Here is an 18,115-nt window from a genome sequence, read left to right on the forward strand (position 1 = left end):
GAACGCCATGCAAACCTATGAGGTAGTCGTGGCGTTCCCGTATGCGGGGCGCACACGGCACGTCGGCGAGCGGATCGAGGTCGGCGACCCGAAGCACGTCGAGCTGCTGATTCTGCTCGGGAAGATCCGCGAGCCGGCGGCGAAGCGTTCGACGTACAAGCGCCGCGACATGCGGCCGGAGGGCTGATGCGGCTTTTCTCGTGGATGCGGAAAGCCGCCCCACCTGTTCCGGTCGGCGGCGGCGGTGCGATTGCCGGTGTCGTGCGCGAGCCGTTCCCAGGCGCATGGCAGGCTGGGATGGGTGTCGATAGCCGTCACGACCTGCTCGCGTTCTCGGCCGTCTACGCGTGCGTAGATCGCATCGCATCGGACATTTCGAAGCTCGGCATCCGGTACGTGAAGCAGATCGGCAATATCTGGCAGGAGGCCAGCGCACCCCGCTTCACGGGGCCGCTGCGCCGGCCGAACCCGTATCAGAACCGAATCCAGTTCGTGAAGGCGTGGCAGGTGTCGAAGCTGCTTGTCGGCAACACGTATGTATTGCTCGTTCGCGACATGCTGCGCAACGTGATTGCGATGTACGTGCTCGACCCGACGCGCGTTGTTCCGCTCGTCGCGCCCAGCGGTGCGGTGTTCTATCAGGTCGCCGCCGATCCGCTACGCGGCCTGCCCGAGAAACTCACCATCCCGGCGTCGGAGATCATCCACGATCGCGGTATCTGCCCGTGGCATCCGCTCATTGGTGTATCGCCGATCGTGGCAGCAGCCGCGGCCGGCACGATGGGAAACCGTATCCAGCAGAACAGCCGGAAGTTCTTCGGCAACATGTCGCGGCCTGGCGGCATCCTGTCCGCGCCCGGCAAGATCAGCGACGAAACCGCGAACCGGCTGAAGACCCATTGGGAAACGAACTACGGCGGCGAAAACGCAGGCCGTTTGGCTGTGGTGGGTGACGGGCTGAAGTACGAAACCGTCATGATGACCGCGACGGATGCTCAGCTCGTTGAACAACTGCGTTGGGCCGTTGAGGACGTCGCACGCTGCTATCACGTCCCGCTCTACAAGATCGGTGCCGACCCGACCGGCTCCAAGACGGCGGCCAACATCGGCGCGCTCGAACAGTCGTACTACACCGATTGCCTGCAAGCCCCAATCGAAGAGCTCGAGCTCTGTCTCGATGACGGCTTCGAAGTCCCGGACGGTCAGGGGTTTGACGTTGATGTGCGCGGGCTGTTGCGCATGGATCCGGCCGCGCGATATGACGCGCACTCAAAAGCCGTAGGCGGTGGCTGGATGGCCCCGAACGAGGCGCGCGCTGCCGAGAACATGGCGCCGGTTCCGGGCGGCGATACGCCCTACCTCCAGCAACAGAATTACTCGCTGCGTGCGCTCGCCGAACGCGACAAGAATCCAGCGCCGAGTAGCGCCACGGCGGCCAGCATGCCTGAATCAACGGAGCCAACGAATGGCAATTAAGCAGCTCGTCTCATTCAACCGCGCGCTCTCGCATCTACGCGTCGAAGCCGGCGACGATGACGACGCGATCAAGGATCTGATCGACGCTGCCAGCGACATCGTTGTGGATTACCTGAAACTAAAGGAAATCCCCGACAACTGGGCGCTGGAAGACGGTAATACCCCGAGCACAGTGCCTGGTCAGGTGCGCTCCGCCGTTCTGCTCGTACTCGGCACCCTATACGACGACCGCGAAGGCTCGACTGACCCGCTCACACCGGCGGTCGAGTCACTTCTTATGCGCTCGCGAGATCCAGCCGTGGCTTGACCGTCGGAGTTGGTACACGCGAGCCGCTTTGAAGCACCTGCCTCGTCCGCCCCGGCACTACCGTTGAAAGAGGCATGCTCCCAATCTATCCGTCCCGGCACGGATTCCCGACGACTTCCAGACTGCTGCGGCGAGATTAATTCAGCCGTCCATGCCCATGTGTTGCGAAAATGCAACACCGGCACGATCTCCGCGTAAGCCAATTGGTTGACAAGCCTCCAAATCGGCATATACTTCACCATGTAAGCTGATTGGCTTACAGCTTAACCGAGAGGACGACATCGACACCTAGGCGTCGAACACTGGAGAACTTGTGATGAAGCTTACCCCGTTCGGACTTTGCGTAAGAAAGCTCCGACTGGAACTGGGGCTTACGTTGAAGTCTATGGCTGATGCGCTTGGCGTCAGCTCTGCTTATTTGAGTTCGATCGAACTGGGCGATAAACAACTGACCGCGAAGATCGCGGAAGACTCGCTTCGGTTCTTTCAAGGGAAATTGACGAAAGAGCAGTGGAACGAGCTGCAAGATTCGGCTGCGAAATCGGTCGACATCGTGCCCGTCTCGTCGCTCGGTGGGGACGAGAAAGTGTTGGTTGCCGCCTTTGCGCGACGATTGACGGAGGGTGCTGGGGTTCCTGATGAAGTGATGAATTGGCTGAGACGCGAGGTCAAAAATGGTCGTTCTGAGTAGTCAGGGAGTCGGGCCTAAACGCCCGTCGGGGTACAAAGTCGCGCCGCGCAACCGCGTGCAGTTGCGCGCGGTTGCGGACGAACTTCGCCCCATGCTTGTGAGCGAAGGCTGTTTCAAAAGCGATCCCTTTTATCTCGATGCGAGTCATCTGCTGGAGAACGTGTTGCACCGCGCGCAGTACACGTTTCACCCGGATGACTCGCCCGAGCTTGTCGAGACTGCCGCTTTCGCGATTCCAGAGCGCAAGCTCATCGTGATCCGAGCGGACGTCTACGACAAGTTGTCTGAAGGGAGCGCGTTTTCGCGGTACACGGTTGTCCATGAGTTCAGCCACATCGTGCTCGATCACGCTGTTACTCTGCACCGTGGCGCGGTGCTCGGACAACACGAATGGTGGGAAGACAGCGAGTGGCAGGCGAACAATCTGACTGCCGAATTGCTAATGCCGGTCGCAGTTGTCCAGGCTCTGGGAGGAAATTCGCAGCTGATTCAGCAGCGATGTGGCGTAAGTGCGCCAGCTGCCGAGAACCGATTGAAGAACCTGCGGAATGAACGGCTGATTTGATTGGAGGGCTAGAGTTGGCGCTCTAGCTCCCCATGAGCGGTGTCGGTAAGCGTTGTTTCGCCACCGGGCTCGATACGTCAAAGGCAACGGGATTGTAGATCTCGGGACGCTCGAGTGCAACAAGAAAAAACACAGCGCGCCTCAACATGACGAGGTGACTATGTTCAATCAGAACGTACGTCCGAAAGTCGTCAGTGTGAGCCAGTACGTGCGCTTCCGCTTCGGGCGGTTGGAGCATGTCTGCAAGCACTGGCGCTCGGCCCCGAGCCGGTAAGTAAGGGGTTGTCCGGCGGATCCTCGGTTCGGGGGTCCGCTCTTGATCTACACATTCTCGAAAGGTGTAACTATGACGTGGTACCTAACGCGAGTTGAACTACTTCGCGATCCTAAAAGTTCGGACTATACGCAGTTGCATGACCGTATGCGGCGTGCCGGTTTCCGGACGACAATTCCAGCGAAAGGCGGCGCAAAATTCGCACTGCCCCCTGCTGAGTATTTTTGTGACAGCACTCTCGACGTCAACTCGGTACATCAAGTGGCCAAGGACACGGTCTCGTCCGGGTTGCGATTCGGCCTCAAGTATCGGATCGTCGTCGCGCGCATCGATGCTTGGTGCGGAAGCAATCTCGAAGCGGCATGAAACGGACGGCGTCACGGCCGGCCCCCAAAAGGCGACCTTGCTTGCAAGTGTCGCCTTTCTTCGCGATGCATTTGCCTAGCAAGTTGATCGCAACAGACCCGCTTGACCATAGGCCTGCCTGCCGCTCTTCACTGCTTCGAATGTCAGGGGGTTGTTTTGGGGGTCTTTTTCCAGCCTATGCCTCTTCGAATCTTTTCTGCCATATAGACATGAATTCTGTCGGGGGACCAGCCAAGCCGATACTGCCCCGGCTTCGCAAGAACCTTCCCTCAAGCCACAACGACCGTAAACTCCACCCCCGACTCAAAATCCAGCGTCGTGGTCGAAAACCGCGGATCTTCGTCGAGGTAGTGCTTGTACGGTCGAACGGCTTCCTCGGCCGTGTACATGTTGTCGGCCAGCACGACCGTTCCGGGCCGCAGCAAGCGCTCGATCTGTCTGAACAGCGTCAAGTACGCGTCTGCCCATACGTCGATAAACACCATGTCGACGCCCCCTTCCAGCTCGGCAACCGTCTCGAATACATCGCCCTCCCGCACGTCGACATAGGCATCCAGGCCCGCAGCTTCGACATGAGCCCGCAAACGCGCACACTTGAGCGCATCGCATTCGGTTGCAATGACCACGCCACGGCCCAACGTGCGCAGCGCATCGGCGAAATACAGCGTCGACACGCCGCAGGAACTGCCGAGCTCGAGGATTCTGCTCGGCCGTTGCGACAGCACCATGTTGCGCAAAAACCTTCCCGTTTCCGCCGACACAGCCAACGATAGCGCACTGCCTCCCGATGATTCGAAATCCTCGGTGAACAGGCCGAACGTTTCGAGAAACCGTCCTCGCAACCTCGGGGCGAGCGCTTCGTATTCGTCGACGAGCGTCGGAAACGCCTCGTTCGGCCCCTGGAACTGCGCGCGTGCGCGGGCGATGATTTCGCTCCGGCTTTCTTCATGAAGCCGTTGCAAAAGAGCGTTGGTGGTCGAAGCCAAGTCCATTCCTTCACGAAGTTGATGACGTAGACGGCGTATCCATCGACTGCCAGTCCGCCGTCAGGCTCCCTGCGCTGCCGTTCGATCGTCGGCAAGCACGAGCGATGCTATGCCCGTCGGGCAAGCGTGATCGCCCGTTCAGGGCACGCCGTCACACAAAGCCCGCATGATCTGCACGCGTCCGCATTCGGCGTGTACGCGACTTTCATTCCGTGCACGCGCAGCTTCAAGCGATGCATCAGGCCAAGATCGAGATAATCGGCCTGATCGATGCGCCGGACCTCGAACACGTTTTCAGGGCAGACGGCGACGCAATCGCCCTTGCCTTCACAACGTTTCAGATCGACGACAGGCGCAATCACGCCCGCCTTCTGCTTGCAGTCGGCCGTTGATTTCTCGCGCATGGTCACTCCCCGGTAGGCCGCTTGCCACGCGACCGCCATGCGGTCCGGAATTGCTCGCGTTCTTCGGGCGTCATGGCTTCCCACTTGCGCCAGTGGCGCCGGCCGTGCCAGCCGCGGTGTCCGCGGAATCCGCCGAACAGGATGCGGCTCAACACGAGCAGGCCCAGCGCATGGGCGAAGTCGATTGTCCGGGCGCCGACGAATAGCGCCGGCATCACCCAGTTCCACAGCATCATGACGACCCATCCGAGCACGCCGATGGCGACCACCACGAGCAGCGCCTTGCCCGCACATCTGATTCGAAAATTCATCCGTCGACTCCTCTAGATATCCAGTTCGTCATAAATGGGTTGCAGTCGAGCACGCAGGTGCAGGACCGCGTAGCGTTTGCGCGCGAGCAGCGTATTGAGCGTCACGCCGCTCTGCGCGGCCAGCTCCTTGAAGGACAGCCCTTCCAGTTCGTGTGCGATGAAAACCTCGCGCTGATTCGTCGGCAACTCGTCGAGCGCATCCTGCAACGCCTTGAGCAGCAGCGTGCGAGCGTAGAGCGCTTCAGGGCCGGCATCGTGTGCCGGTAGCGCGAGATCCAGGCGATACTCGCTATCCGCTTCGTCGTCGGCATCGAGTAGATCGGTCAGCGGCTGCTCCTTCTTCTTGCGGAAACGATCGATGATGCGGTTGCGCGCGGTACGGAACAGCCACGCGCTCGCCTGTTCGATCGGCGCCGGAAGCCGATAAGCCTGCACGAATTCGTGAAGCACATCCTGCAGAACGTCCTCGGCATCGTCCGGGTCGCGGATCCGGCGCCGAATGAAGTTCCCTAGCCTCGTTCGCTCACGCATCACTGTCGCAGTGATGTCGCGGTCTGGGTCGGTCATCGTTTGCGAAGTGGGTGGCGGTTCCATGCATCTGAAGACGTTTCAGGCGCGCGAATATTGTGGCGAGTGTGAAAAATTTTCGGCTGTACGCATCGGCTTCCCTGCGTGACAGGGGTTTCAAGGAACAGGCCCGATATGACATCAGCCCGTCATTGCACGAATCGTTTGACTCCGCGCACCGACCCAAGTACACTTCGCGCCGCGGGGTGGAGCAGTCTGGCAGCTCGTCGGGCTCATAACCCGAAGGTCGTAGGTTCAAATCCTACCCCCGCAACCAAATACCGAAGCCCGCTTTGCGAAAGCAAGCGGGCTTTTTGCTGTCTGGGGAATATTGCTTGCGCGCGCGGCGCGGTACACGAAGATGGTGCAATCGAGCGCTCGCCACGACGTGCGACACACAATCGCACGTCGCCCGTTCGCCGCGGACATGCACCGAACATTGCGTAGAATTCCGAACCTTCTTCGGTTCAACACAAGGAATTCTCGAATGATTCGAACGATCGCGGCGCTCGCCGCGCTTTCAGCGATGACCGCCGCGGCAAACGCCGCCGACACCGGCTCGGCTCCCGCCAAACAGCGCTACGTCAGCCCCGGCATCGCCAACGTCACGGCTTCGGCAGCCCCGCACCCGGAAAGCACCTCCCCCGACGCCCGCTGCCGGGAACTCGCCGCCGGCATCGACGCGGTCACGCATTCGCCCGACCGCGGCCAGAAGGTCGTGCGAGGAACAGGCCCGGACGGCAAGCCGCGCAACGAACTGCGCGCCTACGACAAACGAGCCGACCTGGAAGCCGAGCACCAGCGCCTCGGCTGCCAGTAACGGGCACACGAACACACGCCTCCCACCCGGCCAACTCACGCCGGGCATCGGCCTTTACGCGTTCGCGCCGCCGTCGATCGTCAGCCCCGTCCCGTTGATCGACCGCCCTTCCGGCCCGACGACGAACGCCACGAGCGCGGCCACGTCGTCGGCCTTGCCGTACTGCTGAATCGCCATCCGCGCACGCTGCGCATCGGCATGCTCGCCGTCGGCCGGGTTCATGTCGGTATCGGTCGACCCCGGATGCACGACGTTGACCGTGATGCCGCGCGAGCCGAGATCACGCGCGAGCCCCTGCGTCCAGCCGATCAACGCGGCCTTGCTCGCCGCATAAAGGCTCATCCCGGCATCGGGCACGCGCGTCGCGAGGCAACTGCCGGTCGATACGATGCGCCCGCCCTCCCCGAGATGCCGCGCCGCCGCCTGCGACGCGACGATCACCGCGCGCACGTTCACGTTCAGCGTCGCGTCGATATCGTCGAGCGTGAGGTCGTCCAGCGCGCCGGCCCGGAAAATCCCCGCGTTGTTGACAAGAATGTCGAGGCCGCCCAACGCCTGCGCCGCACGATCGACCGCGTCGCGCACGGCAACCGGATCGGCGCTGTCGGCCTGGATCGCAATGGCCTTGCGGCCCAGCGCCTCGATGCCGGCGACCACGGCCTGCGCCCGTTCGGCGGATTTTTCATACGTGATCGCCACGTCCGCGCCATCGGCCGCCAGCCGTTTCGCGATCGCCGCGCCGATGCCGCGGCTGCCGCCCGTGATGAGTGCACGCTTGCCTTGAAGTCGATTCATGTCGGTTCCTTTCCCAATTTATGTAATGACCGACACAGAATGTGGCACGTTGCACCGCGCAGTCAATTGATTTATTTTATCGATCGATACAGATATCGACGAAGGAACGGACACAATGGCTGAACGAGGCCGACCGAGAAGCTTCGACAAGGAAGCGGCGCTGGATCGCGCGATGGAGGTGTTCTGGCGTCTCGGCTACGAAGGGGCGTCGATGACGGACCTGACGGCCGCGATGGGCATCGCGTCGCCGAGCCTGTATGCGGCCTTCGGCAGCAAGGAAGCGTTGTTCCGGCAAGCGCTCGAGCATTACCGCGCAACCGAGGGGCGGGAAATCTGGGGCGGCGTCGAACGGGCGGCCAGCGCGTACGAGGCCGTGCGCAGCTACCTGATGGATACGGCACGCGTGTTCACGCGGCGCTCGAAGCCGGCCGGCTGCCTGATCGTGCTGTCGGCGCTGCATCCGGCCGAACGTTCCGATATGGTCCGGCAAACGCTGATCGCGATGCGCGAGGGCACGGTCGACGCGCTGCGGGAACGCTTCGTGCAAGGCGTCGCGGCAGGCGAAATATCAACGCACGCGAACCTCGACGCAATCGCCCGCTACTACGTGACGGTTCAGCAAGGCATGTCGATCCAGGCGCGCGACGGCGCGAGCCGCCGCGATCTGGAGGCCGTCGCGCAGGCCGCGCTGGCCGCATGGCCGGCGCTCGTCGGCACGAGCAGCGCGGCCGGTGTATAGATAGCGGCAGGACACCGCCGAAAGAAAGGTTACTGCTTCGCAGCCTGCTGCACGTCCTTCGACGCATGCCACACGCGATAGCGCACGTCGAAGCCGTCCGGCACATAGACGACGAGCGGCAGGCGGCTGTTGTAGCGCAGCAGCTGACCGTCGCCGCGCACCTGTACGAACCGTTGCTGCGGCGCCTGGCCCGGGCACGCCATCAACGTCGATGCCGGCCCCTTCACGTCGGTGAGCCGGTAATACGTGTAGCCCCACCCCTTCACATCCTCGGCGGTCAGCTCGCCGCCGAACCAATGCTGGTTGCAGTCGGTCTGCAACGTCTTGCCGATCATCAGCTCGACGCGCGCATCGCCTTCGTTCTCGAGCGCGGGCAGCGCGATCACGGCGCGCTGCTGGCCGGCCGCTGCCTGCGGAAACATCTTGATCGACTCGGCGGATACGGCAGGCGCGGAGGCAGGCGCGGCCACGCTTGCGGCGGCGGTCGTCACGCAGAAGGCGGCCAGCGCGGCCCGGATCGCGAATTTCATCGATGTGCTCCTGAAAAACCAATGAGCCCCGGATGCTAACACTTTCGTCGCAAGACCTTACGGAGCTGTAATTTGGCGACACAATTGCAAACAGCCGGCAATCCCCGAGCGCGGTACTTATAGCGGAATCAACGGAGAACATCATGCTCAAGCTCATTGCTGCCGCCGGCGTCGCTACCCTGCTGGCCGGCTGCGTCGTCGCCCCGGACGCCGGATACGGCTACGGGCAGCCCTACTATTCCGATCCCGGCTATGCGTACGCCCCGTCCCCGGTGTACGGCACGGTCAACATCTGGGGCGGTGGCGGCGGACGCGACTGGGATCGCGGCCGGCGCGACTACCATCGCTGGGACGGCGACCGCGGCAACCGCGGCAACGGCTGGTGGCGCGGCGGCGGACGCCGTGGCGACTGGAACGAAGGCGGTGGCGGCGGACACGGTCGCGGCGACGGCGGCGGTCATCGCCACTGACGTTCAATTGCAACCGTTTGTATCCACGCACGGCCCGCCGATGGCCGGCGGCGCATTACTCCGGCCACAGAATGGCCACGCAAACGACGAAAGGCCCTCGCATCGAGCGAGGGCCTTTCGTCGTCCGGCCCGGCAAAGCGAACGGCGGCGCACGCCGGCCGACCGGTCCGGAACCGCGATCGCACGCGGAACGCCGCGCGCTTACCAGCCGGCCGGCCGCGCGTAGCCGCCGGACACGGGCGCACCGCACACGTACGCGCGCTGGTAGCGGTCGTAGCAATAGTTCGGGCCGTCGTCCTGGTACTGCGCCTGCTGGTAGGTCGGATAGGCCGGCTGCTGGTATGCGGGCGCCTGGTAGTACGTCGGCGGCTGATAGGCCGGCGCCTGGTACACGGGCGCCTGATACGCGACGGGCGGATTCATCGCGGACGTCACGATCGCGCCGAGCACCGCGCCGCCGATCAATGCGCCGATGACGGCGCCGCCGTCGCGGCCATGCGCGGACGCCGGCCCCGCGACGGCGAGCGAACCGGCGAGGACACACACTGCGGCAATCTTTTTCATGATGGACTCCCACGCGAAGTGGTACTGGATGCGATGCATTGTGGCGGGACGCGGCCGTAATAGATGCAGCAAGTGGTAACGCGCGATTACCGGTATTGCCCACGCCGAAACGCGTCGTCGCCGTGCTACGATTTTCGGCACACAGGAGACGCCTTCATGCAGCCCGAAACCGCCCGCCGTTTCGATACCGAATTCGCGCCGCGCATCGCGCAGGCGATCGCCGCGTTCTTCGCCGACCACGTGCGGGCCGACGTCGTCCCCTATGGCGGGCACGGGCACCCGACGCGCGTGCAGATCCGCAGCGCGCCGCACGAGCACGTGAGCGGCTTCGTGCATCCGCTGAATCTCGAACTGACGTGGGACACCGACGAGATCGAGCGGCTGATGGAACCCGACGGCCTGCAACGCTTCGAGCACTACCTCGCCGCGCTGCCGAGAAAGCTCGGCGCATGGCAAAGCGCGCGCGACATCGATCTCGCGTCGCGCACTCAGGCCGAGCCGCTCGTGCGGCTCGGCGGCCTCGACTTCGAAGGCTGAATGCGCGCGCCAGCCGGCCAATGCGCGGCTCGCCGTCGCACGATGCGGCCCGGTGATACACTCGACCGGCCCCGCCCCGGTGCAGCCGCGCCGGCCGGGCCGTTCATCGCCGCCCACCGCGTACATGGTTGCGCACGCAACCGGCAAGCGGGTGCGCGGACAACCCTGCTCTCGCTCCCGCCATGAACGCCGATACCGGCCTGCCGCTTCCGCAACGCTACTGGGCGATCGTCTGCGTCGCCCTGGGCATCACGCTCGCCGTGCTCGACGGCGCCATCGCGAACGTCGCATTGCCGACCATCGCGCGCGACCTGCACGCGTCCGACGCCGCGTCGATCTGGATCGTCAACGCGTACCAGCTCGCGGTCACGATCACGCTGCTGCCGCTCGCGTCGCTCGGCGAGCGCATCGGCTATCGCCGCATCTACATCGCCGGGCTCGCGCTGTTCACCGCGGCGTCGCTCGGCTGCGCGCTGGCCGGCTCGCTGCCGATGCTGGCGGTGATGCGCGTGATCCAGGGGTTCGGCGCGGCCGGCATCATGAGCGTCAACGCGGCGCTCGTGAGGATGATCTACCCGTCCTCGATGCTCGGGCGCGGGCTGTCGATCAACGCGATGGTGGTCGCGCTGTCGTCGGCGATCGGCCCGACGGTCGCGTCCGCGATCCTGTCGTTCGCGTCGTGGCCGTGGCTCTTCGCGGTCAACGTGCCGATCGGCATCGCGGCCGTGCTCGGCAGCCTGCGCGCGCTGCCGGCCAACCCGCTGCACGACGCGCCGTACGACTTCCCGAGCGCGCTGATGAACGCGTGCGTGTTCGGCCTCCTGATCACGGCCGTCGACGGGCTCGGTCACGGCGAAGGTCATGCGTACGTCGCGGCGGAACTGGCCATCGCGGGCGTGGTCGGCTACTTCTTCGTGAAGCGTCAGTTGTCGCAGCCGGCGCCGCTGCTACCCGTCGACCTGATGCGCATCCCGATGTTCGCGCTGTCGATCTATACGTCGATGGCGTCGTTCACGTCGCAGATGCTCGCGTTCGTCGCGCTGCCGTTCTGGCTGCAGCATTCGCTCGGCTTCTCGCAGGTCGAGACGGGCCTCTACATGACGCCGTGGCCGCTCGTGATCGTGTTCGCCGCGCCGCTCGCGGGCGTGCTGTCGGACCGCTATTCGGCCGGCATGCTCGGCGGGATCGGGCTTGCGCTGTTTGCAGCCGGGCTGCTGTCGCTCGCGACGATCGGCGCGCACCCGGGCACGGTCGACATCGTGTGGCGGATGGCGCTGTGCGGCGCGGGCTTCGGACTGTTTCAGTCGCCGAACAACCGCGCAATGCTGTCGTCGGCGCCGCGCGAGCGCAGCGGCGGCGCCGGCGGCATGCTGAGCACCGCGCGCCTGACGGGCCAGACGTTCGGCGCCGCGCTCGTCGCGCTGATTTTCGGGCTCGCGCCCGATCGCGGGCCGACGATCGCACTCTATGTCGCCACGGTGTTCGCGGCGGTGGCCGCGGTCGTCAGCCTGCTGCGCATCGCGTCGCCGCCGCCGGACCCGGCGGCCTGACACCGTCGCGCGCCGCACCCGCGGCGGGTGTCATGCGGCGTCGAGCGTGTCCATCACGAAGCGCACGCGCGCCTTCACGCTCGCGCGCGGCAATTCGATCAGCCGATAGCCGTACGACGTATAGCAATCGACCATCGCGTCATGGGTCCGCACCGCTTCCGCGAAATCCTGCCGGCGCTCGGTGTCCTGCGCATAGATGTCGGGCCACGGCGGCGCGATGAACACGCGCCGGTGATAACGAAAACGCCGCGCCGCCGCTTCCGCGTGCGCGGGTACCGCCAATCCGGTCAGCTTCAGATAGCCGATCACGTCCGGCACGCCGCGGTCGAAGAACACCGGCCCGCGCGCGTGCCGCGCGAGATGGTAGGACCGCATCTCCCAGCTCAGCATCAACTCGGCGAACGCAGCCGGGTCGCGCCACGGCAGCGCCGGCCCGTCGACGGCCATCTGGTCGCGGATCACGCCGCGCCCGGCTTCCTGCGAACGTGCGAACCCGGCGCGCTCGAGCGCATCGAGCAACGTGCTCTTGCCCGAACCCGGGCCGCCCGTCACGACGAAGAAGCGGCCGGTTGCGTCGTCGGCTTCTTCGTCGTCACTCGCCGCACGCTGCGCGAACTCACGCATGCGCGGCCCGCTGGCCCGCGCGCCGCGTGACCGACGCCGCCGCCGCGACACTGCGCAGGTCGGCGACGAACGTGTCGCGCCAGACCGACAGGTCGTTCTCGCGCAGCCGCGCGAGGTTCTCCTCGTGACGCGCCTGCCGCTCCGCGAGCGGCATCGACAGCGCGCGTTCGAGCGCCTCGGCCATCTGCGACAGATCGTACGGATTGACGAGCAGCGCGCCGGTCAGCTCGGCCGCCGCGCCCGCGAACTCGGACAGCACGAGCACGCCCGGATCGGCCGGATCCTGCGACGCGACGTATTCCTTCGCGACGAGATTCATCCCGTCGCGCAGCGGCGTCACGTAGCCGACCTGCGACATCCGGAAGAACGCCATCAGCAGGTTGCGCTCGTACTTGCGGTTCAGATACTGGATCGGCGTCCAGTCGAGCTGCGAGAAGCGGCCGTTGATGCGGCCGGCCTCGCCTTCCAGCGTCTCGCGGATCTGCTGGTAGGTCTGCACGTCGGAACGCGTCGGCGGCGCGATCTGCAGCAGCGACACGCGCCCTTGCCAGCCCGGCGCATTCGCGAGCATCCGCTCGAACGACTGGAAGCGTTCGACGAGCCCCTTCGAATAATCGAGGCGATCGACGCTCATCACCAGCTTGCGGTCGCCCAGCGCCTCGCGCAGCATCTTCACCGGCTTGCGAGCGCCGTACTGGATCGCTGCCTGCGCGATCGCGTCGGGATGCACGCCGATCGGATAGGCCGCGACCTTCACGACGCGGCCGTGCGCATGCAGCATCCCGTCGTCGCTCGCCGCGCCGATGCCGCGCCGCTCGATGTAGTCGGTGAAGGCCTGCTTGTCGGCCTCGGTCTGGAAGCCCGCGACATCGTACGCGCACATGAACTTGACGAGTTCCTCGTGCGGCGGCACGAGGCGCAGCACGTCGGGCGACGGAAACGGGATATGCAGGAAGAAGCCGATCGGGTTCTTCACGCCGAGCTCGCGCAGGCAGTGCGCGAACGGCAGCAGGTGGTAGTCGTGCACCCAGATCAGGTCATCCGGGCGCAACAGCGCCGCGAGCTGCTTCGCGAGCATCGCGTTCACGCGCAGGTAGCCGGCGTACTCCTGCCGGTCGAAGCGCGCGAGATCGCCGCGGTAATGGAACACCGGCCACAGCGTCGCGTTCGAGAAGCCGCGGTAGTACTGGTCGTAGTCGCGCCGGGTCAGCCCGACCGTCGCGTAGGTCACGTTGCCGTCCCGCTGGATCGCGGGCTCGGCGTCCGGCGCACCGACGATCTCGCCGTTCCAGCCGAACCAGACGCCGCCCGTTTCCCGCAGCGCGTCCATCACGCCGACGGCCAGGCCGCCCGCGCTCGGGCGCGTGTCCTCGCCGGCGGCGACACGATTCGATACCACGATCAATCTGCTCATGCGATTTCCCCTCCTCGATCCGATTGGCTGACGCGCGACGCGCGCCAAAGCAGGCGCGGCGGCCCGAAGGCGGCCGCGCGGCGACTCAGTTCCGAGAATTGCAATGAAATACGGCGGTGGAATGCGGCGACGACCGTATCAAGCGTCCTGCTCCTGACCGAGGTCGCGTTGATAGTCGAGCCCTTCCGGGCGAGCACCACCCTGGTTGTGGTCGCCGTCCGACGGCGCCTCGTCCGGCGCGCCCGCGGGCGGGGCCGATGGCGCGTCGGTCCGCGGACGCGGGCGGCCTTCCGGATGGCCGGCCGCCGCGTCGGGTGGCCGGTGTGACAACCGTTTCGAACGGCGCATGGCTGGGTGTCTCATATGCGGCGCGGCTCGAGGCCGTCGTAGAAACATTCCATGACAAAACAGTCTAGGTCGCGCGATCGCATCCGAAGGTAACAATTACCTTCAATTTGTAACGTTTCGACCCCTCGTCGTTCATCTATTCGACAATAACGCCGCCCGCGCGCACGCGGCCAGCCGCACGGCGATTTGTCAAAGCTTTGCAGTTTCCCCATGACAATTGCGAAACAATGACGCGGCATCAGGAGCGTGCATGCGTCGCCGCTCACCCAGACAGGACTTGCACTCAGGGATGAACATTCGCTTCGAATCGCCGCGCCGGGCCACGCCGGCGCGCGTCGTGCTGGCCGTGATCGCCGCGGCCGCACTGCTGTCCGGCTGCAATTCGCTGTACAGCGAAGGCGCGACGGCCGGCGCCGGTATCGCGGGCGCCGCGATCGCCTCCAAGGTCACCAACAACGCCGCCGTCGCCACCGGCATCGGCCTCGGCGCCGTCGCCGGCGCACGGGCGGGCGTCCAGTACACGCAACGCGTCGCGCACCGCTACACGCAAGACCAGATCGCGAAGGCGGCCGGTCCGCTCGACGTCGGCGGCGTCGCGCCGTGGTCGACGCACCATTCGTTCCCGATCGAGGACGACGAGCAGGGCCGCGTGACGGTCAGCCGGATGATCAGCGTCGGCCCGCTCGACTGCAAGGAAATCGTGTTCGCGGTCGATACGCCGGCGAAGGCCGACAAGCCCGCGCAATCGGCGTTCTACGTCGCCACCATCTGCCGCGACGGCCCCGTGTGGAAATGGGCGTCGGCGGAACCGGCGACCGAGCGCTGGGGCGCGCTGCAATGAGCGTGGCGATCCATATCGCGGCGATCGGCGCGCTGTGCGCGGCGACACTCGCGCTGTCGGGCTGCGGCTCGGTCGGCGCGGCGAGCGGTGCGCTGGCCGGCGCGGCGACGGGCCTCGTCACCGCGAACCCGGCGGTCGGCGTGGGCGTCGGGATTGCCGTGCAGGCCGCGACCGACGAAGCCGTCAACCGCACGATGAAGCAGCTTCATCAGAACCAGCAGGACGCGATCGCCAAGACGGCCGGCAGCCTCGCCGTCGGTGAAGTGAAGCCGTGGAAGGTGAAGAACACGCTGCCGCTGGAAAACGGCGAAGGCGAAGTGCGCGTCACGCGCGCGTACTCGTCGGCGCTCGCGCTGTGCAAGGAATTCGCGTTCTCGGTGAAGGACGGCGACAAGGCCGACTGGTATTTCGCGAATGCGTGCCAGCAAGGCACGCACTGGAAGTGGGCGTCGGCGGAACCGGCAGTCGATCGGTGGGGGAATTTGCAGTAACGGTGCGATGCGCCGCGCATCGTGCGTGGCGCCCCTGCCGTTTTGCGTACTCGCGAGCTACGGTGATTATAGACGCGTGCGAAGCTGCGCCACCCTTTCCTTGATCTTCGCGGACAGCGCATCGTCCGGGTTGTAGGTCAGGCACCGCTCCAGATCGGCGATCGACGCTTTGATATCACCCAGCGTCTCGTATGCCCTGGCGCGATTGAAATAGACGAAAGGCTGGTCGGGATTGAGCTTCAGCGCCCGGTCGAAGTAATCGAGCGACTTCTGGTAGGCGCCGCCTTCGAGATAAATCGTCGCGAGCGTGCAATACGCCGACGGATCCGTATAGCCCAGTTCGATGGCCCGGTTCAGATCGTTCAGCGCGAGATCGGTCTTCTTGATCATCGCGAAGGTCGTGCCACGATCGGCATACGTCGCCGCGTCTTCCGGCGCTAGTTTCAGGATGTCGCCGTACAACCCGAGCGCGTCCTCGATACGGCCCTGCGACACGAATCCGCGTGCCCGCATGCGCATCGGTGAAAAATCGGGATTCTTATCGGTCATTCGATTCAGCTCCAAAAACTTCGCACTTGCATTATCCGCTTCGCTGTCCGGAAACCGCCCCGGCTCAACGCCCGGCCCTCGCGATCAAGCCGTTCAGATAAGTTTCCAGCACACTGAACTTGACGATCGACGCATTCCGCCATGTTGGATGCTGACTCGCCGCAGCCTTCACCGCCTCCGGCACATCCTCACGCAGCCACAGCTCCGGAACATGCAATCTGGCGCCCAATTCACCGTCCATGTCTTCCAGGACCATGTGCCCGCGCGACGGATACTCGTTCAACGCACCGGCCTGCGCTCTCACGAACAGAAGAGCACGCTCGCCGGCTTGAAGTGCCACGTTGCCCCAAGTCGGCGGACCGCCGTTGAACACGATTTCCGCCCCGAGATTATCCGGCGTGATGCCCTTTCCGCTGGAATAGATGCGCTCTACCTTCGCCCGAAAAACATGCGGACTCGGAGAATCGATGACGGATACGAGCACCAGATCGTACGATTCCACTGCTACGGTATAGAGACCCTTTTTCTCACTCATAGAATCTGATGTCACGGCTTCCACGGTGTCCCGACTTTCTCGAGTTCGGGCATGTAGTACTGCAATTTTCCGGTCGTTTCCGGAATCGGGATACCCAGGCGGCCGGGGAACGTCGCACAGTTATAGTTGTTTTCCGGCCATGCGCCGCCAGACTTGGGCGGCCATTGATACCGGATGTCGTCCATGGGCCCGCGCGCCACCAGTTCCTCGTGTGCCGCCAGAATTGATTCGTACTGCTCCTGCGTGACAGGTATCTTCTGCTCATACACGGTCTGTAGCGTGCCGGCCCCGCCACGGGCAGGCAGTGGATTTTCCGCAATCAGCGAGAATGCTGCCTGGTCCTGGGTCAGTTGCCCCGGATAACTGCCGGATGACTTCAGATTGGCGAATACATCCGCCGCGGTCGCATCCCCGACTGCCGGTCCAAAACCCCAAATCGTCTTGCCGCCGTCGAATGAATACCCGACGTGGCCAGTGTACTGATACTCGTGCAGAACGCCTTCTGCGTCGGGCGTCCGGCCGCCGCCACGCACACCGAACAGCGAAATCGTCGGCTGCTCCGTCGCCCCTGCCGCACCTTCGGCCGCTTCCAGCGCCGACAGTTCGCCAGCCGCGGAGCCCGCTCCTCTCGCGCCGCCGACGAGCCTGGCGCCCTTCCCCGCGCCGAATCCGCCCAGCAAGCTTCCTCCAAGCATCGACCACTTCTGCCCGTCCGAACCCTCGCCGAAGATCTTCCCGCCCAGCCATCCGCCGACTTCGCCGCCGAGAAAGCCGCCGGCCGCACCGAGCAGCGCCAGCGCGGGCCCCGCAAGAACGGCCGCAGCAGCAATGCCCACCGCGGCCATCGTCCAGTTCACCCACGCCGGGATCTCGGGATTGAACTCGCCGACCGCCGGGCCACCGATGAACACGTTGGGCGATCCGTCGTTGATCAACGCGCCGCACATCATCCGGTCTTCCTTGCGGCTCGCCGGCTGGCTGTTGATGAACACCGTCGACGAACCCTGCGCGACCACCTGCGGCGGCCCCGCATGGTCGCTGCACAGGCCCTGGCTCAGGATGGCCCGCATCGCCGCGCGACTGTTGATGAACACGTTGGGCGAACCCTTTATGAGACTTCCGGTGACATGTCGCGGCGCCCACGACATCGTGCCCAGCACTTCGCCGAGACCGCCGCCCGCGGCAGCGCCCGCCGCGATTGCAGCGACGACCGTCAACGCAGCACCTCCCGTCGCGACCACCGCGACGGCGCCGATCACCGCACCCGCGATCAGCCCGGCGATCATCCATCCCTTGGATGCCGTATGCGCGATCGGATCGCCCAACCGCGCAGCCGCCAGTAATGTATCCACGCCCGCTCC

The 18,115-nt window shown here is 64.8% G+C and carries 25 protein-coding genes and 1 tRNA gene; 13 read left to right on the forward strand and 13 right to left on the reverse strand.

Annotated features, from left to right (window positions below):
* Positions 1-7 precede the first annotated feature (7 nt).
* The 5 genes from CFB52_RS12320 to CFB52_RS12340 all read left to right on the forward strand — a co-directional run bounded on the left by CFB52_RS12320 (position 8) and on the right by CFB52_RS12340 (position 3,039).
* On the forward strand, positions 8-187 hold the full coding sequence (locus CFB52_RS12320) for a hypothetical protein (RefSeq protein WP_099316696.1): 180 nt from the start codon (positions 8-10) through the stop codon (positions 185-187).
* Positions 187-1,476, forward strand: coding sequence for a phage portal protein (locus CFB52_RS12325; RefSeq protein ID WP_099316697.1), 1,290 nt, complete (start codon positions 187-189; stop codon positions 1,474-1,476). Before CFB52_RS12320 ends, CFB52_RS12325 begins: the two co-directional genes overlap by 1 nt.
* The gene (locus CFB52_RS12330; protein ID WP_099316698.1) at positions 1,466-1,783 is read left to right on the forward strand and encodes a head-tail connector protein; all 318 of its coding nucleotides are present in this window, start codon (positions 1,466-1,468) and stop codon (positions 1,781-1,783) included. The genes CFB52_RS12325 and CFB52_RS12330 overlap by 11 nt, the downstream gene beginning before the upstream one ends.
* Positions 1,784-2,099: 316 nt before the next feature.
* Positions 2,100-2,474: a helix-turn-helix domain-containing protein gene (locus tag CFB52_RS12335; RefSeq protein ID WP_099316699.1), complete on the forward strand. Its 375-nt coding sequence runs from the start codon at positions 2,100-2,102 to the stop codon at positions 2,472-2,474.
* Positions 2,458-3,039, forward strand: coding sequence for an ImmA/IrrE family metallo-endopeptidase (locus CFB52_RS12340; protein ID WP_099316700.1), 582 nt, complete (start codon positions 2,458-2,460; stop codon positions 3,037-3,039). The genes CFB52_RS12335 and CFB52_RS12340 overlap by 17 nt, the downstream gene beginning before the upstream one ends.
* Before the next feature lie 909 nt (positions 3,040-3,948).
* On the opposite strand, the gene CFB52_RS12350 is transcribed toward CFB52_RS12340, so the two are convergent.
* The 4 genes from CFB52_RS12350 to CFB52_RS12365 all read right to left on the reverse strand — a co-directional run bounded on the left by CFB52_RS12350 (position 3,949) and on the right by CFB52_RS12365 (position 5,974).
* On the reverse strand, positions 3,949-4,671 hold the full coding sequence (locus CFB52_RS12350) for an O-methyltransferase (RefSeq protein ID WP_373453010.1): 723 nt from the start codon (positions 4,669-4,671) through the stop codon (positions 3,949-3,951).
* Between the two features lie 101 nt (positions 4,672-4,772).
* Complete coding sequence (locus tag CFB52_RS12355) at positions 4,773-5,069, reverse strand: 4Fe-4S dicluster domain-containing protein (RefSeq protein WP_081066492.1); 297 nt, start codon at positions 5,067-5,069, stop codon at positions 4,773-4,775.
* A gap of 2 nt (positions 5,070-5,071) precedes the next feature.
* A complete protein-coding gene (locus CFB52_RS12360; protein WP_099316702.1) occupies positions 5,072-5,380 on the reverse strand; it encodes a hypothetical protein in 309 nt (102 codons plus the stop codon).
* Between the two features lie 12 nt (positions 5,381-5,392).
* Positions 5,393-5,974, reverse strand: a complete 582-nt coding sequence (locus CFB52_RS12365) for an RNA polymerase sigma factor (RefSeq protein WP_081059372.1) — start codon at positions 5,972-5,974, stop codon at positions 5,393-5,395.
* A 173-nt stretch (positions 5,975-6,147) separates the two neighbouring features.
* On the opposite strand from CFB52_RS12365, the gene CFB52_RS12370 reads away from it, so the two are divergent.
* Both CFB52_RS12370 and CFB52_RS12375 read left to right on the forward strand, forming a co-directional pair.
* Positions 6,148-6,224 (forward strand) — tRNA-Met (locus CFB52_RS12370).
* Positions 6,225-6,434: 210 nt separating this feature from the next.
* Positions 6,435-6,767 carry a hypothetical protein gene (locus CFB52_RS12375; protein ID WP_059576556.1) on the forward strand — a complete coding sequence of 111 codons (333 nt, stop codon included), beginning with the start codon at positions 6,435-6,437 and terminating at the stop codon, positions 6,765-6,767.
* A 54-nt stretch (positions 6,768-6,821) separates the two neighbouring features.
* Here the strand turns inward: CFB52_RS12375 and CFB52_RS12380 are convergent, their stop codons facing one another.
* Positions 6,822-7,562, reverse strand: a complete 741-nt coding sequence (locus CFB52_RS12380; protein WP_059576558.1) for an SDR family NAD(P)-dependent oxidoreductase — start codon at positions 7,560-7,562, stop codon at positions 6,822-6,824.
* A gap of 115 nt (positions 7,563-7,677) precedes the next feature.
* Here CFB52_RS12380 and CFB52_RS12385 point away from each other — a divergent pair, with 115 nt between their 5' ends.
* Positions 7,678-8,301 (forward strand): TetR/AcrR family transcriptional regulator, encoded by a 624-nt coding sequence (locus tag CFB52_RS12385; protein WP_099316703.1) that lies wholly within the window; start codon positions 7,678-7,680, stop codon positions 8,299-8,301.
* 29 nt (positions 8,302-8,330) lie between these two features.
* On the opposite strand, the gene eco is transcribed toward CFB52_RS12385, so the two are convergent.
* Positions 8,331-8,831 (reverse strand): serine protease inhibitor ecotin, encoded by a 501-nt coding sequence (gene eco, locus CFB52_RS12390; protein ID WP_059576564.1) that lies wholly within the window; start codon positions 8,829-8,831, stop codon positions 8,331-8,333.
* A 143-nt stretch (positions 8,832-8,974) separates the two neighbouring features.
* Here eco and CFB52_RS12395 point away from each other — a divergent pair, with 143 nt between their 5' ends.
* Positions 8,975-9,301, forward strand: coding sequence for a hypothetical protein (locus CFB52_RS12395; protein WP_059576567.1), 327 nt, complete (start codon positions 8,975-8,977; stop codon positions 9,299-9,301).
* A gap of 201 nt (positions 9,302-9,502) precedes the next feature.
* Here CFB52_RS12395 and CFB52_RS12400 read toward each other — a convergent pair whose 3' ends face one another.
* Positions 9,503-9,904, reverse strand: a complete 402-nt coding sequence (locus CFB52_RS12400) for a hypothetical protein (RefSeq protein WP_099316704.1) — start codon at positions 9,902-9,904, stop codon at positions 9,503-9,505.
* A 117-nt stretch (positions 9,905-10,021) separates the two neighbouring features.
* On the opposite strand from CFB52_RS12400, the gene CFB52_RS12405 reads away from it, so the two are divergent.
* Together CFB52_RS12405 and CFB52_RS12410 are read left to right on the forward strand one after the other, a co-directional pair.
* The gene (locus tag CFB52_RS12405; protein ID WP_099316705.1) at positions 10,022-10,402 is read left to right on the forward strand and encodes a DUF5594 family protein; all 381 of its coding nucleotides are present in this window, start codon (positions 10,022-10,024) and stop codon (positions 10,400-10,402) included.
* A gap of 182 nt (positions 10,403-10,584) precedes the next feature.
* Complete coding sequence (locus CFB52_RS12410; RefSeq protein WP_059576575.1) at positions 10,585-11,952, forward strand: MFS transporter; 1,368 nt, start codon at positions 10,585-10,587, stop codon at positions 11,950-11,952.
* 30 nt (positions 11,953-11,982) lie between these two features.
* Here CFB52_RS12410 and CFB52_RS12415 read toward each other — a convergent pair whose 3' ends face one another.
* The 3 genes from CFB52_RS12415 to CFB52_RS12425 form a co-directional block, all read right to left on the reverse strand.
* Positions 11,983-12,576, reverse strand: a complete 594-nt coding sequence (locus CFB52_RS12415; protein ID WP_099316945.1) for an AAA family ATPase — start codon at positions 12,574-12,576, stop codon at positions 11,983-11,985.
* Positions 12,569-13,990: an alpha,alpha-trehalose-phosphate synthase (UDP-forming) gene (otsA, locus tag CFB52_RS12420; protein WP_060311941.1), complete on the reverse strand. Its 1,422-nt coding sequence runs from the start codon at positions 13,988-13,990 to the stop codon at positions 12,569-12,571. The genes CFB52_RS12415 and otsA overlap by 8 nt, the downstream gene beginning before the upstream one ends.
* 138 nt (positions 13,991-14,128) lie before the next feature.
* Positions 14,129-14,338, reverse strand: a complete 210-nt coding sequence (locus tag CFB52_RS12425) for a hypothetical protein (RefSeq protein ID WP_081066494.1) — start codon at positions 14,336-14,338, stop codon at positions 14,129-14,131.
* Between the two features lie 289 nt (positions 14,339-14,627).
* Between CFB52_RS12425 and CFB52_RS12430 the strand changes: the two genes are divergently transcribed.
* Both CFB52_RS12430 and CFB52_RS12435 read left to right on the forward strand, forming a co-directional pair.
* Positions 14,628-15,179 (forward strand): hypothetical protein, encoded by a 552-nt coding sequence (locus CFB52_RS12430; protein WP_059576580.1) that lies wholly within the window; start codon positions 14,628-14,630, stop codon positions 15,177-15,179.
* Positions 15,176-15,670: a hypothetical protein gene (locus tag CFB52_RS12435; protein WP_099316706.1), complete on the forward strand. Its 495-nt coding sequence runs from the start codon at positions 15,176-15,178 to the stop codon at positions 15,668-15,670. The genes CFB52_RS12430 and CFB52_RS12435 overlap by 4 nt, the downstream gene beginning before the upstream one ends.
* A 66-nt stretch (positions 15,671-15,736) precedes the next feature.
* Here CFB52_RS12435 and CFB52_RS12440 read toward each other — a convergent pair whose 3' ends face one another.
* Genes CFB52_RS12440 through CFB52_RS12450 form a run of 3 tightly spaced genes read right to left on the reverse strand, consistent with a single transcriptional unit; the run spans position 15,737 to position 18,106 of the window.
* The gene (locus CFB52_RS12440) at positions 15,737-16,234 is read right to left on the reverse strand and encodes a tetratricopeptide repeat protein (protein WP_124659348.1); all 498 of its coding nucleotides are present in this window, start codon (positions 16,232-16,234) and stop codon (positions 15,737-15,739) included.
* Positions 16,235-16,283: 49 nt separating this feature from the next.
* Positions 16,284-16,754 carry a hypothetical protein gene (locus CFB52_RS12445; protein ID WP_089465043.1) on the reverse strand — a complete coding sequence of 157 codons (471 nt, stop codon included), beginning with the start codon at positions 16,752-16,754 and terminating at the stop codon, positions 16,284-16,286.
* Positions 16,755-16,765: 11 nt separating this feature from the next.
* On the reverse strand, positions 16,766-18,106 hold the full coding sequence (locus CFB52_RS12450) for a PAAR domain-containing protein (protein WP_196485245.1): 1,341 nt from the start codon (positions 18,104-18,106) through the stop codon (positions 16,766-16,768).
* Positions 18,107-18,115: the final 9 nt, after the last annotated feature.

The sequence above is a fragment of the Burkholderia sp. AU18528 genome, assembly GCF_002223215.2.
In the GTDB taxonomy this organism is placed as follows: domain Bacteria; phylum Pseudomonadota; class Gammaproteobacteria; order Burkholderiales; family Burkholderiaceae; genus Burkholderia; species Burkholderia semiarida.